Below are 16,496 nucleotides of genomic sequence, written 5' to 3' on the forward strand. Positions count from 1 at the left end.
ACCGGGCGCAACTGATTGCCGTGAACGGCGGCCGGCCTGTTGAGAGAGTCGTGAGCGTCGCTTCTGACAGGCGTGCGAAGGCGTTTTTCATCGAGGAGACCGATCATGTGCCGCTGGCTGGCTTATAGAGGAAACCCGATACAGCTCGAAGCCGTGCTGTTCAGGGCGAAGCATTCGCTGATCGATCAGAGTCTGCATTCGCGCTTCGGACAGACGACGACCAATGGCGACGGCTTCGGTGTCGGCTGGTACGGCTCGCCCGCCGAACTGCCGTTTCGCTACCGCTGCGCGCAGCCCGCATGGAGCGATCGCAACCTGCGCGACGCCGCGCGCGCCGTGCATGCGCCGATGTTCGTCGCGCATATCCGCGCGGCCACGGATACCCCATCGCAGGAAACCAACTGCCATCCGTTTCGCTACGGCCGATGGCTCTTCGTGCACAACGGCCTCGTGCGCGACTACCCGAAAGTGCGGCGCGATCTGATGCTCGGCATCGATCCCGATCTGTTCGCATCGATCGAAGGTTCGACCGACTCCGAAGTCATGTTCTTTCTCGCGCTGAGCTTCGGCCTCGAAATCGATCCCGTGCGGGCGCTGGAGCGCATGGCGCATTTCGTCGAAGAGACGGGGCGGCGGCACGGCGTCGAGGCGCCGCTGAACATGACCGTCTGCGTAACCGACGGCGAGCAGATCGTCGCCGCGCGCTATTCGAGCGAGCGGCAGTCGCGCTCGCTCTATCACAGCACGTCGATCCGTCATCTGATGGAGCTGTATCCCGACGACCCGCGCCTTGCGGCCGTCGGCAGCGACGCGTTTCTCGTGCTGTCGGAACCGCTCGTCGATCTCGAAGGCTTGTGGGAGGAAGTGCCCGAATCGGTCGCGATTGTTGCGAAGCTCGGCCGGATCGAAGGGCGTATCTTCAATCCGCATCGGGCGTAGTGTCTGTGACTGTGGTCGTATTGTTGGAATCCGGGTAAGCCCGGATGCGCAGTGAGCATCTGCGTGCCGTTGTCGCGTGAGGGAGTGCAACCATGAGTCGTCAAGTGACCGCAGACATAGCGACTGACAAGCCATCCGAATGCACTCGCTACGAGCCGGATCTCGCGGCCGGAGTGCTCGCGTCGGAGCAGACCGTGTTGCGTCTTCTGACGCGCAGCACGCCGCTGCCCGAACTGCTGGCTGAAGTGTGCCGGCGCGCGGAGACCTTGCTCGGCGTCGGCGCCTCCTGCTCGATTCTCGTGCTCGACACCGACGGCGCGACCGTGCGCGTCGGCGCGGCGCCGTCGCTGCCGGCGCAATTCAGCGCGTCCATCGACGGCGCGGTGATCGGTCCGGCGACGGGCTCGTGCGGCACGGCGATGTTCGAGCGGCGTCTCGTCGTCGTCGACGACATCGAGCACGATCCGCTGTGGACCAACTTCCGCCATCTCGCGTTGCCGTTCGGACTGCGCGCGTGCTGGTCGGTCCCGTTCGAAGACGACGCGGGCCATGTGCTCGGCGCATTCGGCGTCTACTACCGCGACGTGCGGCGTCCCGACGAAAGCGAACAGGAACTGCTGCGCGAGATCGGCAACAGCGTCGGGCTCGCGGTCCATCAGGACGCGATACGCAAGCGGCTCGCGCAGAGCGAAGAACATCACCGGCTGGTCGTCGATCACCTGAACGAAGGCATTGTCGTGCAGTCGCGCGAAGGAATCGTGCTCGCGTGCAACCCGAGCGCGCGCTGCATGCTGCGCGCGACGGACGACGTGATCGGGCAGGGCATTCATACGCTGATGCGCGCCGCGCACTGGGAGGACGGCTCGCGCGTCGAGCCCGGCGACCGGCCGACGGAACGCGTGCTGCGCTCCGGCAAGCCGCTCGTCGGCGTGACGCTGCGGCTCGAGCTGGCATGCGGCGAATCGATCTGGGTCACGGAGAACCTCGTGCCCATCGTAAAGCCAGGCGAGACCGAGCCGGGCGCCGTGCTCATTTCGTTCAACGACATCAGCGCCGTGCGGAACGCGCGGGCGCAATTGCAGCAACTCGCCACGCGCGACCCGCTGACGGGGCTGTATAACCGCGCGTATCTCGCCGACAGGATGAGCGAGCGTCTGGCGCCGCGCGCGCGTGGCGCAGGCCAGCCGGCTGCACCCGACGCTTGCGCGCCCGCGCCTTCCGCGCACGAGCCTGTCGTGCCTCAAACGGCCGTATCGAAGCTGGCCGTACTGTTCGTCGATCTCGACGGCTTCAAGAAGGTCAATGACATCGCCGGCCACGAAGCAGGCGACACGCTGCTGCGCAACGTCGCCGAGCGGCTGTCGGCCTGCGTGCGCAGCGAGGACACGCTTGCGCGCGTCGGCGGCGACGAGTTCGTGATCGTGACAGGCGACTATGCCGACGCGTCGTTCCTGACGGCGCTCGCGCAGCGCGTGCTCGATACGATTGCGCAGCCGTTCGCGGTCGGCGGCAACGAGTACTACCTGGGCGCGTCGATCGGCATCAGCCTTTTTCCCGATGACGGATGCGATGCGCCGACGCTGATGCGCAACGCCGATTCCGCGATGTACGACGCGAAGCAGCGCGGCCGCAACAACTTCCAGTTCTTCACGGCCGAGCTGAGCCAGCGCCTGCAGCGGCGCTTCGCGATCGAGCAGTCGTTGCGGCGCGCGCTGCTCGCGGACGAACTGAGCCTCGCCTATCAGCCGATCGTCGAAGGGGCGACGGGGCGCATCGTCGGCGCCGAGGCGCTGCTGCGCTGGCACAACGGCGAACTGGGCAACGTGTCGCCCGCCGAGTTCATCCCCGTCGCGGAGGACACGGGGCTCATCGTCGACATCGGCCGCTGGGTGCTGGAGAACGCGTGCAGGCAGGCCGTCGAGTGGCGCGGGACGCTGATCCCGCATCTGATGATCGCGGTGAATCTTTCGCCGCGGCAGATCAGCGGCGAGCTGATCGATCACGTCGGCTCGAGCCTGGAGCGCGCGGGGCTCGAGCCGTCGGCACTTGAACTGGAGATCACGGAAGGCGTGCTGATGAGCGACACCGACACGGTGATGCCGCTTCTGTCGGCGCTCGCGCGGATGGGCGTGCGCATCTCCGTCGACGATTTCGGCACCGGCTACTCGTCGCTGTCGTATCTGAAGCGCTTTCCGCTGCACAGCCTGAAGGTGGACCGGTCGTTCGTCGCTGGGCTGCCCGCGCATCGCGATGCGGTGGCGATCACGCATGCCGTCGTCGCGATGGCACACTCGCTCGGCATGAACGTGACGGCGGAAGGCGTCGAGACTCACGAGCAGGCGGCGTTCTTGCGCTCGATCGGATGCGAGCGGCAGCAGGGGTATCTGTTCGGACGGCCCGCCGCGGCGGGTGATTTCGCACGCGAAGCGCGGCGGTTGCGAGCGGGAATCTGACGGGCGCGGCTCGTGTGCCGTTGATGGAGCTACCGGTGCACGCGTCGTGTCGGCTGCGTCGCGTGCTCACGTGCTCATATGCTCAGGCACGCGAGGTCAACAGCTTGAGGCCGGCGAGTCCGAATACGACGGCGAGCCCGCCGTCCAGCCAGCGGCGGATCGACAGATAGACGCGCCGCGCCAGCGGCGTCGAGAACAGCGCCGCGTAGCTGCCGAACACGAGCATGCCGATCGCAAGGCATCCGGCGACCGTCGTCAGCATGTGCGGCGCGCCGCCGTGCGCCGGCGATGCGAGCGCGACGACCGAGATCCATACGAGGATCGCTTTTGGGTTCGTCAGATGCAGCAGCACGCCGCGCGTATAGAGCCGGCGCAGCGACAGATGCGCTTTCGAGGCCTGCGTTCGGGCCGTCGCCGATTGCAGCGCAGAGCGGCCCGATTTGAACGCGAGCCACAGCAGATAGCATCCACCGAAAATCTTAAGCCCCACCATCAAACCCGAAAACGCGAGCAGTGCCGCCGACAGCCCGAGCGCCGCCAGCATCGCCCAGAAGCACGACCCGCACACGACGCCCGCCGCGAAGGCGAATGCGGCCTTGCGTCCGTCCGACGTCGCGATCGACATGATGGCCAGATTGCTCGGCCCGGGGCTCGCCGTGCCGACGAAGTACGCGGAATACGCAATCAACAGGTTCGCGGAGACATTCACGGAAAGATGCGAGATGCTGGTCATGGTCGCGCCGTGGGTGAGGGATCGGGTGATTGTCCGGGGTCCACATCGCGCGAGGAATAGACAGTTCGACGGACGCAAGGCAGGCCAGCAGAACGGGATGCGCCGGACGGTTCTGCACAGTTCGCGCTGGGTGCAGCCTCCTCGTCAGGCGCTCGATCTGCCTCGGCCGCCGCCTGACGCCTTCGCTAGCTCCGGCCAGCAGCGCTGCGCGATCCGTTCGTGGTACGCCATCAGCGCCGGATGCTGCGCGACGAAATCGCGTACCGGGCTGTCGAACGCATGCATGGCCGTCGTGTGAATCCACGCGAAGCACGTTGCGTCGATTGTCGTGGCTTCGTCGCCGAGCAGATACGGCTGGTCGCCGAGCAGGTCAGCGATGGCCTGCCACGCGTCGATGCCCATTCGCACGACTTCGTCGTAGCCATGCCGTGCGATGCCCTGTTCCCACACCTGGCGCAGCACCTTGCGGCGAATGATCGGTATCACAGCAGGCGCCACCGTGCCGATCAGCGCACGCGCGGGCGGCGGCGCGGTCAGCCGCGCGTATTCGATCAGGTAGGGCCGGTAGATGGCCATATTGCTGTCGACGGCCCAGCGCAAATACACGATCACGAAATACAGGTGCGTCTCCAGCAGCGCCTTGATCAACGCCGACCGCGCGCGCTGCACGCGATCGAGCCCCGCGTCGCCCAGCGCATTCGGATGACGTCGTTGCAGATAGTCGATGATCGCCGACGAGTCGCTGACCGTCACGCCGTCGATCACCGCGACGGGCAGCTTTTTCTTCGGCATCGCGTTGAGACCGCCGATCCTTCCTTCGTACGCAATGCCCGAAAATCTCAGCCATGTTTCGAGCTTCACGACGAACGGGCTGAGATCGGGTGGCATCGCGCCTGAACCGTCTCCGAACTTGTACACGATCATGAGCGTCCCCTCGGGCCTTCGTGCTTTCGTGGTTGCGAATGACGACGCTTCGCCGTTGCCGCTTCAGCGACGCGCAATCGCGGCAACGGCGCGCGGCATCGGCTATTGCGGCAACGGCAATCGTACAGGGACGTGATGCGCGGTGGGGACGCTCCAAGCGGGGCATATGCCGCATGTGACGCATGCACGTCGCTTGCGCGCCGACACGTACGGACGGGCGCCGCGCATTGTTGCCTTCAGCCGAACAGAGATTCCCGGCGCATGCGATTGATGTCTTGCGCCCGCTTCATAGAATCAACATCAAGGACGCTGGGTGTTATGGCGCCACGCGATTGAGGATGCAAGCGAATACGGAGGCTCATATGGACATCATCGATGTAGCGCGGCAAGCGGGAATGACCGTCGTGCTCGAAGCGCGGATCGGGCGGCAGGAATACCACAGCGTGCATGGATCGCTCGCTGCGCTGCTGGATTTCGCCGAGCGGGTGAGGGCGATGACGGAAGAAGGCGTGGCCGTCGAGCAGCACTGAAAATGGAAGAGCCGTCGGCGCGCGACGGCTCTCTTTGCTTATTGCATGGTCTCCAGCGCTGATCGGACGATCAGCCGTTGAACAGTTCGACGAGGCAGACGACCATCGTATACAGCCCGATGCAGCCGCCCAACGCGACCGCGCCTTGCATGAAACCGCCCAGATTCCGCATGTAGCGCTCCTTGGTTTTGACAGGTGGCGCCAGTCTAAATCGAAAGAAAAAAGAAAGGTAAAAGAAAGTTGGTGCAGGATGCGTGGCTACATGCGTCATCTACTTGTATGACGACATATCTCCAAAGAGCTCGTGCACATTATCCTTTCGCCTTCTGGCCGATTTCATGGCTTGCCATGATTTCGAGCGCGCGGACCATGCCCGAGTGGTCCCACGCCTTGCCGCCATGCGCGGTGCATGCGTTGAACAACATCTGACACGTCGACGTAGCCGGTAAGGGCACGCCGAGCGCCTGACCCGTCGACAGCGCGAGATTGAGATCCTTCTGATGTAACTCGATCCGGAACCCCGGGTTGAACGTGCGTTTCGTCATTCTCTCGCCGTGTACTTCGAGAATGCGCGACGATGCGAAGCCGCCCATCAGCGCCGTCCGAACCTTTTCCGCATCGACGCCCGCCTTCGACGCGAGCAGCAGCGCTTCGCCGACCGCTTCGATCGTCGCCGCGACGATCACCTGGTTCGCGACCTTGCACACCTGGCCCGCGCCGACTTCGCCGATCAGCGAGATGTTCTTGCCCATCATGTCGAGCAGCGGCTTGACCTTTTCGAAGGTTTCCTGCGAGCCGCCCACCATGATTGTCAGCGACGCGGCCTTCGCGCCGACTTCGCCACCCGACACGGGCGCGTCGAGATAATCCGCGCCTTTCTCGCGCACGCGGGCCGCGAAGCCGCGCGTAGCCATCGGCGAAATCGAGCTCATGTCGACGACGATTTGCCCCGCGCGCAACCGCTGCGCAACGCCGTTCTCGCCGAACAGCACACGTTCGACGTCGGGCGTGTCGGGCACCATGATGAAGATGACGTCGGCTTGCGCGGCGACGTCGGCGGCGCTGCCGCACGCGACGACGCCCGCCTGCTTCAGTTCGTCGGGCACGCCGCTGCGCGTGTAGGCCGCGAGCGTGACGTTGTGCTTGCGCAGGTTTTCCGCCATCGGGCGGCCCATGATGCCGAGTCCGATAAAGCCGGCCTTGAGTGTCTGAGACATGACGTCCTCCGGATTCGTTGTTCGGGCAATGTGCGCATTCAGCTTAGCGAGCGCGGCGCGAAATGCCTATGGAACCGCGTTGTCCTCACGTCTTGCCAGCGATTTTCCCGAGCACCATCCTGCGCTTTCCATGTTCGCGTCAATGCGTAAAAGAACAATCGGATGTTCGAATGAACATCATCGGGAAAGCTAAGACGCGCTTGTCGTTTCACAACACACTCGCACATCAAATGCGCGAAACGGTCATCTGACGGGACTTTCCGGCAATTTATTTGCCGTACTACATCGTTTTCCCTGGTATCCTACAGCACGTTGAGTGATACGATGACCGATGATAAATGCAGATCCAATGTTCGAATTCGCGCATCGGGTCAGCGACCAGGCCGGGCGGTCCAGATCCCGGTTCGAACAGGAGACAGACTTGAAAGCAATCATTGGCCTGCGTTGGTGGATCATCGCGCTCGTGTGCGCGGGGACCATCGTGAACTACCTGTCGCGCAACGCGCTCGGCGTCATGGCCCCCGAGCTGAAGACGTTGCTGCACATGAACACCCAGCAGTATTCGTATGTGGTCGGCGCGTTTCAGATCGGCTACACGATCATGCAGCCCGTCTGCGGGCTCGTGATCGATCTGATCGGGCTCCGTCTGGGCTTCGCGCTGTTCGCATGCCTGTGGTCGGCGACGGGCATGCTGCATGGCCTCGCGAGCGGCTGGCTGTCGCTTGCCGCGCTGCGCGGGCTGATGGGCCTGTCGGAAGCGGTCGCAATTCCGGCGGGCATGAAGGTGGTCGCGGAATGGTTTCCGAACCGCGAGAAGTCGGTGGCCGTCGGCTACTTCAACGCGGGCACGTCGCTCGGTTCGCTGCTCGCGCCGCCGCTCGTCGTGTTCCTGTCGCTGCGCTACGGCTGGCAAAGCGCGTTCGCCGTGACGGGCGCGCTGGGTTTCGTGTGGGCGGCTGTCTGGTATCTGTTCTATCGCGCGCCCAACGATCACGCGCGGATCGGCGACAAGGAGCGCGCGGCGATCATCGAAGGGCAGACGCCCGTTGCCGCCCATGCACAGGACAGGCGGCGCATCCGCGAAGTGCTCGGCACGCGCCGTTTCTGGGCGATCGCGCAAGCGCGCTTCTTCGCCGAGCCCGCGTGGCAAACCTTCAGCTTCTGGATTCCGCTGTATCTCGCCACCGAGCGTCACATGGACCTCAAGCAGATCGCGCTGTTCGCGTGGCTGCCGTTTCTCGCCGCCGACGTGGGCGGGTTGTTCGGCGGTTATCTGTCGCCGTTCCTGATGAAGCGTCTGCGCGTGCCGCTGATCTGGTCGCGCGTCGCGGGTGTCGTGCTCGGCGCGTTCATGATGATCGGCCCGGCGTGCATCGGGCTTGTCGCGTCGCCATACGAGGCCATCGCGCTCTTCTGCGTGGGCGGCTTCGCGCACCAGATGATTTCGGCGCTCGTCAACACACTCGCCGCCGACGTGTTCGAGCCCGGCGAAGTCGGCACGGCCGCAGGCTTTGCGGGCATGGCTGCGTGGATCGGCGGGCTCGGCTTTTCACTGATGGTGGGCGCGCTCGCCGACAGGATCGGCTATACGCCGCTCTTCGGCGCGCTCGGCGCCTTCGACCTGATCGGCGCGACGCTGCTCGTCATTCTGATGCGCGGCGTGTCGCGCGACGCCCGTCTGCATCGCGTCGAAAACGGCGCGAGCAGCGCGGCGTGAACTGACTGACCTGGAAACACATCATGGCTACGTTGAAAAATCGACCACGCTTTTCGGTCTCCACGCCGGCGACTGCTTCGGGGTCCGCAGTGGTGTCCGCTTCGGCGTCTCCTTCGCTGACTGCTTCGGCCTGCGCTCCGGTTCCGCAACACGCCGTCAATCCGATCGTCCTCGACACGGCCGACGGTGCGCGAATCGAACTGTTCGTGCTGGCCGACGACATCATCCGCGTGCTGGTGCTGCCGAAGGGCGCGCTGCAAGGGCCGCGCACCTGGTCGATTGCGCCGGGCATGGAAGACGTGCCGGTCGAAGGACGCGACAGGCATGACATGAGCGGCTTCGCGCCCGTCGCGTTCCGTTTCGATGGCGACGCGGAGCGTGCCGTCGTCGAAACGGCGCGCGTGCGCCTGACGGTCGCGCTGGACGGCGGCTTCTGCTCGTGGGAAATCGCGCGCGACGGCATCTGGCATCACGTGATGAATGACCGCAAGACCCAGGCGTACAACTTCGGCTGGTGGGACGAGCGCGTGTATCACTACGTCGAGAGACAGCGCGGCGAAATGTACGTTGGTCTTGGCGAGCGGGCGGGCGCGCTCGATCGCGCGAATCAGAGCTACGAGATGCGCAACGTCGACGCGATGGGCTACAGCGCGCGCACGACCGATCCGCTCTACAAGCACATCCCGTTCTACGTGACGTGGCAGCCGCAGACGTCGATGGGCTTTGGCCTCTTTTACGACACGCTCGCCGATTGCCGATTCGACATGGGGCGCGAACTCGACAACTATCACGGGCACTACCGGCATTTCGTCGCGGAGCACGGCGATCTCGACTACTACTTCATCGCGTCGGTGGATACGCCGTTGCACGCGGTGCGCCGTTTCACATGGCTGACGGGCCGGCCCGCGTGGATGCCGAAGTGGGGGCTCGGTTATTCCGGCTCGACGATGAGCTACACCGATGCGCCCGACGCGCATCGCCGCATGGGCGAATTCATCGAGCGCTGTCGCGAGCACGATGTGCTGTGCGATTCGTTCCATCTGTCGTCGGGCTATACGTCGATTGGCGCGAAGCGTTACGTGTTCAACTGGAATCGCGAGAAGTTTCCGGATATCGACGGCTTCGTGCAGGGCTATCTGCGCGAGGGCGTGCGGCTGTGCGCGAACATCAAGCCGTGTCTGTTGCAGGACCATCCGGCCTTCGACGAAGCGGCGAAGGCGGGCCTGCTGATCGACGCGCGCGACGGCGAGCCCACGTGGGTGCAGTTCTGGGATGAAGTCGGCGCGTATCTCGACTTCACGAATCCCGCGACGATAGCCTGGTGGAAGGCGCGCGTGAAAGACAGCTTGCTGCGCTATGGCATCGCGTCGACGTGGAACGACAACAACGAGTTCGAGATCTGGACGCCGGATGCGATGGCGCACGGCTTCGGGCAGCCGTTCCCGGCACGCGAAGCCAAGGTGTTGCAAACGCAATTGATGATGCGCGCGTCACGCGACGCCCAACGCGAACATGCGCCGCACAAACGGCCGTTTCTCGTGTCGCGCTCGGGTGGCGTCGGCATGCATCGCTATGTGCAGACCTGGTCCGGCGACAACTACACGTCGTGGGAAACGCTGCGCTACAACCTGAAAATGGGCCTTGGTCTCGCGATGTCTGGCGTGTCGAACAGCGGACACGACATCGGCGGATTCTCCGGTCCCGCGCCCACGCCGGAACTGCTCGTGCGCTGGGTCGCGTTCGGCATTTTCCTGCCGCGTTTCAGCATCCATTCGTGGAACGACGACGGCACGGTCAACGAACCGTGGATGTATCCCGAAGTGACGAGCCAGATCGCCGGTCTCATCAAGCTGCGTTATCGGCTCATTCCGTACCTGTACGAACTGCTGTGGCAATCGCACCGTTCGTACGAACCCGTGCTGCGTCCGATGTTCGCGGAGTTTCCGAACGATCCGCGCTGCCTCGCCGATGGCGACGACATGATGCTCGGCGCGTCGCTGCTCGTTGCGCCTGTCGTCGAACAAGCGCAGCGCGAGCGGGAAGTCTGGCTGCCGGCAGGCGCGCGTTGGGCGTCGTACTGGAGCGGCGAGGTGTTTGATGGCGGACACAGCGTCAGATTGCCCGCGCCGTTCGAGCAACCCGTGATGCTGCTGCGTGAAGGCAGTGTGATTCCGCTGAACATCGCGGAACAGCATTTCGCGCAACCCGCCGACGAGCGCGCGTTCATCGCGCTGCCGTTTGCGGGCGTCGGCACGGCGCAAGGCGGCTGCATAGAAGACGACGGCGAAACGCAAGCGTGGCGCGAGGGCGCGCAAGGGCGCTGGAACGTGACGATTGCGAGCGACGCCAATACGTTGCGCATTTCCGTCGAGCGCGAGGGGCAGATGCCGTTCGCACAGGATGAGGTTCGACTCAGCGTGCCCGCGTCCGATATGCGCACGGCTCATTGTGCGAACGGCGAAGTCATCGGCGATTCGGTCGTGGACGGCTGGCGGCATCTGACGCTGCGGCTCGCTCAATGAGTCGCGAATTAACCGCCCCATGAAGCGCACGCATCGCCCAATGAATAAACGACTGGCCGGACCCACAGGTCCTATTTCCAATCAGGGAGACTGACAAGCAATGAATACTTCGAAGCGCACGCGCACGCGTGCATTGACCCTCGCATGCCTGCCGATTGCCTGTGCCGTGTTCTCGACGGTGGCGTTCGCGCAAAGCAGCGTCACGCTGTACGGCGTCGTCGACAACGCGTTCAGCTACGTCAGCAATCAGCGCGGCCACGCGAACTTCTACATGAGCCAGGGCAACCTGCAGGCGAGCAAGTTCGGCCTGCTAGGAGCGGAAGATATCGGCGGCGGCACGAAGGTCATCTTCCGGCTCGAAAGCGGCTTCAACTCGCTGACGGGCGCGCAAAGCAGCGCGGGCTTCCTTTTCAACCGGCAAGCCTACGTCGGCGTGAGCAACGACACGTACGGCACGGTGACGCTCGGCCGCCAGTACACGCCGTATTTCAACATGGTTGGCGCGCTCGGACCGACGGGCGTGCTGACGGGCGCAACGGGCGCGCATCCGGGCGATCTCGACGCGCTCGACACGACGCTGCGTTTCAACAACTCGATCACTTATATGTCGCCGAACATTGCCGGCCTGACTTTCGGCGCGCAATACGGGCTGGGTGGCGTGCCGGGCAGCGTCACGAGCGGCAGCAATTTCAGCGCGGCACTGCGCTACGACTATCAGGCGTTCTCGGTTGCCGCGGGCTACGTGAAGCTGAAGGACATCGCGACGAGCCAGTCGCTCGGCAGCTTCGCGATCAATTCGCCCGTCAACAACGGCTATGCGACGGCGAGCAGCACACAGATGATCGCCGCTGCCGCCCGCTATAACTTCAACGATCTGATGATCGGCGTGAACTACTCGAACGTGCAGTACGCGCCCGGCTCGCACTCGTTGTTCGCGAGCGAGGCGGTGTTCAACACGTATGGCGCGATCGCGACCTATCGCTTTACGCCGGCCGTGATCGCCGGCATCGGCTATAGCTACACGCGCGCGAGCAAGGCGAATGGCATCGACGATCCGGCGCAGTATCACCAGATTTCGCTCGAACAGACCTATAACCTGTCGAAACGCACCACGCTGTATGCGCTCGAGGCCTATCAGCTGGCGCGCGGCAAATCGCGGATCGCGTCGGGCTCGGGCACGACGATCGCCGATGCCGTGGCCGTGGTCGGCGATTCGCAGAACACGACGCCGTCGTCGGGGCCGTCGCAATTCGTCGGGATGGTAGGCATCCGACACGCGTTCTGACGGCGTCGTTTGTGGCGCGGCAATCGTTTGCGCCATTGGGTTTGCGCCATTTGTCCAGCCGGGCGTCGCGAGATTGCGACGACCCGGCTTTTGTTTGTCCGCGTGTCGAATGAGCGCGGTAGACTGCTGCGCGCAGCAGCGGGCGTAGGGCGTGCCCTTCACGCACTGATGCGCATTGACCTTCCGGCCAATTGCATAAAAACCTGTATGGATATACAGTATTGACGTGCGATTGACGAGGGGCGTGCGTCGTGGACATACGTGTGAACAAACCGGTTGACCATCCGATGCCGGAGATCGCGGCTTTTGTCGCGGCCTTGAAGTCGGCATTCGGCGAGCGGGAAATCGATGACGCGATCCGCCGCGGCAAGGCTGGCGAGCCCACGTTTTATGCATGTGAGAACGGCCGGTCGGTGGGGACGGCGAGTTCGTCGGTGAGCGCGGGCCCGGCGCACGAACATCCCCACGCGGCGGCAAACGATGCCCGGTAAGACGCGCGAGGCAAGGAGATAAAGCAATGAATGCAGGTCGTCGTCTCTTATCCGGAATGACAGCCGGGCTGTTCGCGCTGCTGATGGCTCCGGCGGCGCACGCGGAAAAGTACATCGAGATATGGAACCCGCCGGAGGCGCGCGGTCATTCCGCACCGGCGCCGAAGCATGCCCGCCCGCACACGCAAACGGCGCCACGGCTCGCGCGGAAAATCACCGAGCCGGGCAGCGAGCATCCGGATCGGGGCGCTTCATCGGTGGTGTCGTCGAAGAAGGCGCCGAATCGCAGTATCCCGCGCAAGATCGGTCCCGACGGTAACGTGTTCCGCGTCTGATGCAAAGCGGGAAAGCGGCTTCGCGCGACGTGGTGTTGGATTGCGGTTTTTGGGTTGCTATTTGAAGCCGCTTGTTTTGCTGAAGCCGCTTGCCTTGCGCCCGCATCGTGTGTTGCTGTTCTCAGCCTGTATTCAGCCTGTATTCAGCGCGGTTTCAGCCCGTACATTGCTAAACTCCACGACCGCGCGGCATAGCCCAATGCGCCACATGCCGGCAGTATGAGCGGCGAGAAAAACACACAGGCAGCACATGGCGTATCGTCGAGTCAGGTTTTAACAGAAGCATCCGCTGCCGCAGCCCACATCCATCGCACGCCGCATCACGCAACATGAGCGTCATTACTCGCCGTATCGCGCATCTCGACATGGACGCGTTTTACGCATCCGTCGAACTGCTGCGCTATCCGGAGTTGCGCGGCAAGCCCGTGGTGATCGGCGGAGGGCGAAACGCGACGCCTGAAACGCTGCCCGACGGCACGCGCCGCTTCGCGCGGCTGCGCGACTATGCAGGACGCGGCGTCGTCACGACGTCGACTTACGAGGCGCGCGCGTTCGGCGTCTTTTCGGCGATGGGCATGATGAAGGCCGCGCAACTCGCGCCGGACGCGATTCTGCTGCCCACCGACTTCGATTCGTACCGCCATTACTCGCGTCTCTTCAAGGCGGAAGTGGCGAAGTTCACGACGCGTATCGAAGATCGCGGCATCGACGAAATCTATATCGACCTGACGGACATCCCCGGCGATGCTGCCGACATCGGCACGCGCATCAAGCAGGCCGTGCGCGACGCGACGGGTCTCACGTGCTCGATCTGCGTCGCGCCGAACAAGCTGCTGGCAAAAGTCGGCTCGGAGCTGGACAAGCCCGACGGCCTCACGATCCTGACGCCCGCCGATATCCCTTCGCGCATCTGGCCGCTGGCCGCGCGCAAGATCAACGGCATCGGACCGAAGGCGAGCGAGCGGCTGGCCACGATCGGCATCCATACGGTCGGCGATCTGGCGCATGCCGCGCCCGACCTGTTGCAAGCCAACTTCGGGCTCAGGTACGCGACGTGGCTGATGCACGTCGCGCAGGGTATCGACGAGCGTCCCGTCGTCGTCGAATCCGAGCCGAAGTCGATGAGCCGCGAGACGACGTTCGAACGCGATCTGCATCCGCGCCACGATCGACCGGCGCTGTCGGAGTCTTTCACGCGCCTGTGCGTGCGCGTCGCCGACGATTTGCAGCGCAAGGGCTACGTCGGGCATACGGTCGGCATCAAGCTGCGCTTCGACGATTTTTCGACCATCACGCGCGATCTGACGATTCCCGTCGCCACATCGGATGCAGCGGCGATCCGGCGCGCGGCGACCGAATGTCTGAAACGCGTCGCGCTGACGCGCAAGCTCCGATTGCTGGGCGTGCGAGTGAGCGGGCTGTCGCATGCGAGCGAATACGTCCATCCGCTGCCGGTCCAGGCGGAGTTGCCGTTTACTGCGTGAGGCGATTGCGCGGCGATTGCTGGCATACGCCGCACGCATACGCCGGGCTGTCCACGGCCCTTGACGAACGAATGGTCGACGCGCCGCATCCACTCTGCCATCTCTTGCGACAACACCACGCGAAGCCGCCGGCGTGGCCGAAAAAAGCCGCGTTTATCGATCTGCCGAACCGCTCCGGGAGCCGCCCAGCACCGTCACCGCAATGTCACGAAGCACGGCTAATTTCGAAACGCACCCCATACAAAGCTTTCTGCAACTGTCTTGCATGGGACCGGTAAGGCATGAGACGGCAGTCGGCACTCAACAACGCGCCTACTCTGGATCAACAACAGGAGGTGACCCATGAAACTCGCATTCCTCGCGGTGGCCGGCATGATCGGCGCGCTGTCCAGTTCCTACGCGCAGGCGGCCGACATCACAGGCGCCGGCAGCACGTTCGCGGCGCCCATCTATACGAAATGGGCCGACGCATATCAGAAGACGGGCGGCGCCCGCGTCAACTACCAGGGCATCGGCTCTTCGGGCGGGATCAAGCAGGTGCTCGCGAAAACCGTCGATTTCGCAGGCTCCGACGCGCCGCTCAAGGACGACGAACTGGCCAAGGACGGCCTGTTCCAGTTTCCGACCGTCGTCGGCGGTGTGGTGCCCGTGGTGAATCTGCCCGGCGTGAAGCCGGGTTCGCTGGTTCTCTCGGGCCCGGTGCTCGGCGACATCTACCTCGGCAAGATCAAGAAGTGGAACGACCCGGCCATCGCCGCGCTCAATTCGGGCGCGAAGCTGCCGGACACCGATGTCGCCGTCGTGCGCCGCGCGGACGGTTCGGGCACGAGCTTCATCTGGACGCACTATCTGTCGCAGGTGAACCCGGAGTGGAAGAGCAAGGTCGGCGAAGGCACGACGGTCAACTGGCCAACGGGCACGGGCGGCAAGGGCAACGACGGCGTCGCGGCCTTCGTGCAGCGTTTGCCCGGCGCGATCGGCTACGTCGAATGGGCGTACGCGAAGCAGAACAAGATGACCTACACGTCGCTGAAGAACTCGGCGGGCGCCGTCGTCGAGCCGAAGACGGAAACCTTCAAGGCGGCCGCCGCGGGCGCCGAGTGGTCGAAGTCGTTCTACCAGATCCTCACCAACGAGCCGGGCAAGGAAGCGTGGCCCGTCGTCGGCGCGACGTTCGTGTTGCTGCATTCGTCGCAGGACAAGCCGGACCACGGCAAGGAGACGCTCAAGTTCTTCGACTGGGCATTCAAGAACGGCAACCAGACCGCGCAGGATCTCGACTACATCACGCTGCCGGATGCCGTCGTATCCGAAATCCGCACGCAGTGGAAGGCGAAGGTCAAGGACGCTTCCGGCAAGCCGATCGCCGATTGATCAGAATGCGCGCATAAAAGCGGACCGGCGCGCAAAAACGCCGGCCGTCACCGAACAGTAACGGGGCATCGTGATAATGCGAATCCTGGCCCGATAGTGGGCATGAGGCGCGGCTCCCGTCGTTCGGGACGCAACGCATCGGCCCGCATTACTTTGAAAGAGCCAGAGACGTATCAATGACGATTCCCATGCTGACGACACACCGAGGCTATCGTTTGCAGGCCAGCGCCGCCATCGGCGACGACGGCATGCACGCAGCCGACCTGATCATCGAAAAGCCGGGGCTGCCGCCCCGCACGTTCAACGCGCTCGACTACTTCTACGACGGCGAACAGGCGCTCAAATACGCGACCGCCTGGGGCCGCATCTGGGTCGACATGAAAGGCTGATGGAAGCTTCGATGGCAGGCCTGCCGACAATCGTCGCGGGCGTTCGATCCCCTCATCCGCAGCTATCCCGTTCCCCCATAAGCACGTCAAAAAAAACGTTTAA

Annotated in this window: 14 protein-coding genes; 11 read left to right on the plus strand and 3 right to left on the minus strand. The window is 64.0% G+C overall.

Going from position 1 to position 16,496, the window contains the following annotated elements; genetic code table 11:
* Positions 1-105: 105 nt before the first annotated feature.
* Both AABE10_RS12420 and AABE10_RS12425 read left to right on the plus strand, forming a co-directional pair.
* Positions 106-939, plus strand: coding sequence for a class II glutamine amidotransferase (locus tag AABE10_RS12420; protein WP_342933538.1), 834 nt, complete (start codon positions 106-108; stop codon positions 937-939).
* 92 nt (positions 940-1,031) lie between these two features.
* A complete protein-coding gene (locus tag AABE10_RS12425) occupies positions 1,032-3,392 on the plus strand; it encodes a putative bifunctional diguanylate cyclase/phosphodiesterase (protein WP_342933539.1) in 2,361 nt (786 codons plus the stop codon).
* Between the two features lie 82 nt (positions 3,393-3,474).
* Here AABE10_RS12425 and AABE10_RS12430 read toward each other — a convergent pair whose 3' ends face one another.
* Both AABE10_RS12430 and AABE10_RS12435 read right to left on the minus strand, forming a co-directional pair.
* Positions 3,475-4,125, minus strand: coding sequence for a LysE family translocator (locus AABE10_RS12430; protein ID WP_342933540.1), 651 nt, complete (start codon positions 4,123-4,125; stop codon positions 3,475-3,477).
* A 144-nt stretch (positions 4,126-4,269) separates the two neighbouring features.
* Positions 4,270-5,049: a glutathione S-transferase family protein gene (locus tag AABE10_RS12435; RefSeq protein WP_342933541.1), complete on the minus strand. Its 780-nt coding sequence runs from the start codon at positions 5,047-5,049 to the stop codon at positions 4,270-4,272.
* Between the two features lie 362 nt (positions 5,050-5,411).
* Here AABE10_RS12435 and AABE10_RS12440 point away from each other — a divergent pair, with 362 nt between their 5' ends.
* Positions 5,412-5,579 carry a hypothetical protein gene (locus tag AABE10_RS12440; protein WP_342933542.1) on the plus strand — a complete coding sequence of 56 codons (168 nt, stop codon included), beginning with the start codon at positions 5,412-5,414 and terminating at the stop codon, positions 5,577-5,579.
* Between the two features lie 311 nt (positions 5,580-5,890).
* Here the strand turns inward: AABE10_RS12440 and AABE10_RS12445 are convergent, their stop codons facing one another.
* A complete protein-coding gene (locus AABE10_RS12445) occupies positions 5,891-6,796 on the minus strand; it encodes a 2-hydroxy-3-oxopropionate reductase (RefSeq protein WP_342933543.1) in 906 nt (301 codons plus the stop codon).
* 421 nt (positions 6,797-7,217) lie between these two features.
* Here AABE10_RS12445 and AABE10_RS12450 point away from each other — a divergent pair, with 421 nt between their 5' ends.
* The 8 genes from AABE10_RS12450 (at position 7,218) to AABE10_RS12485 (ending at position 16,393) form a co-directional block, all read left to right on the plus strand.
* Positions 7,218-8,513, plus strand: a complete 1,296-nt coding sequence (locus tag AABE10_RS12450) for an MFS transporter (RefSeq protein ID WP_342933544.1) — start codon at positions 7,218-7,220, stop codon at positions 8,511-8,513.
* Positions 8,514-8,536: 23 nt separating this feature from the next.
* Positions 8,537-11,035, plus strand: coding sequence for a glycoside hydrolase family 31 protein (locus AABE10_RS12455; protein ID WP_342933545.1), 2,499 nt, complete (start codon positions 8,537-8,539; stop codon positions 11,033-11,035).
* Positions 11,036-11,135: 100 nt separating this feature from the next.
* Entirely contained in the window at positions 11,136-12,320 is a 1,185-nt protein-coding gene (locus AABE10_RS12460; protein ID WP_342933546.1) for a porin, read from the plus strand.
* Positions 12,321-12,571: 251 nt separating this feature from the next.
* A complete protein-coding gene (locus tag AABE10_RS12465) occupies positions 12,572-12,811 on the plus strand; it encodes a hypothetical protein (protein ID WP_342933547.1) in 240 nt (79 codons plus the stop codon).
* Between the two features lie 26 nt (positions 12,812-12,837).
* Entirely contained in the window at positions 12,838-13,146 is a 309-nt protein-coding gene (locus AABE10_RS12470; protein WP_342933548.1) for a hypothetical protein, read from the plus strand.
* A 329-nt stretch (positions 13,147-13,475) separates the two neighbouring features.
* Positions 13,476-14,630, plus strand: a complete 1,155-nt coding sequence (dinB, locus tag AABE10_RS12475) for a DNA polymerase IV (RefSeq protein ID WP_342933549.1) — start codon at positions 13,476-13,478, stop codon at positions 14,628-14,630.
* A gap of 342 nt (positions 14,631-14,972) precedes the next feature.
* Entirely contained in the window at positions 14,973-16,004 is a 1,032-nt protein-coding gene (pstS, locus tag AABE10_RS12480; RefSeq protein ID WP_342933550.1) for a phosphate ABC transporter substrate-binding protein PstS, read from the plus strand.
* Positions 16,005-16,192: 188 nt separating this feature from the next.
* A complete protein-coding gene (locus tag AABE10_RS12485; protein WP_342933551.1) occupies positions 16,193-16,393 on the plus strand; it encodes a hypothetical protein in 201 nt (66 codons plus the stop codon).
* The last annotated feature ends 103 nt before the right edge of the window (positions 16,394-16,496 follow it).

Origin of the sequence: Paraburkholderia diazotrophica (genome assembly GCF_038900755.1) — a bacterium.
Classification (GTDB): domain Bacteria; phylum Pseudomonadota; class Gammaproteobacteria; order Burkholderiales; family Burkholderiaceae; genus Paraburkholderia; species Paraburkholderia diazotrophica_A.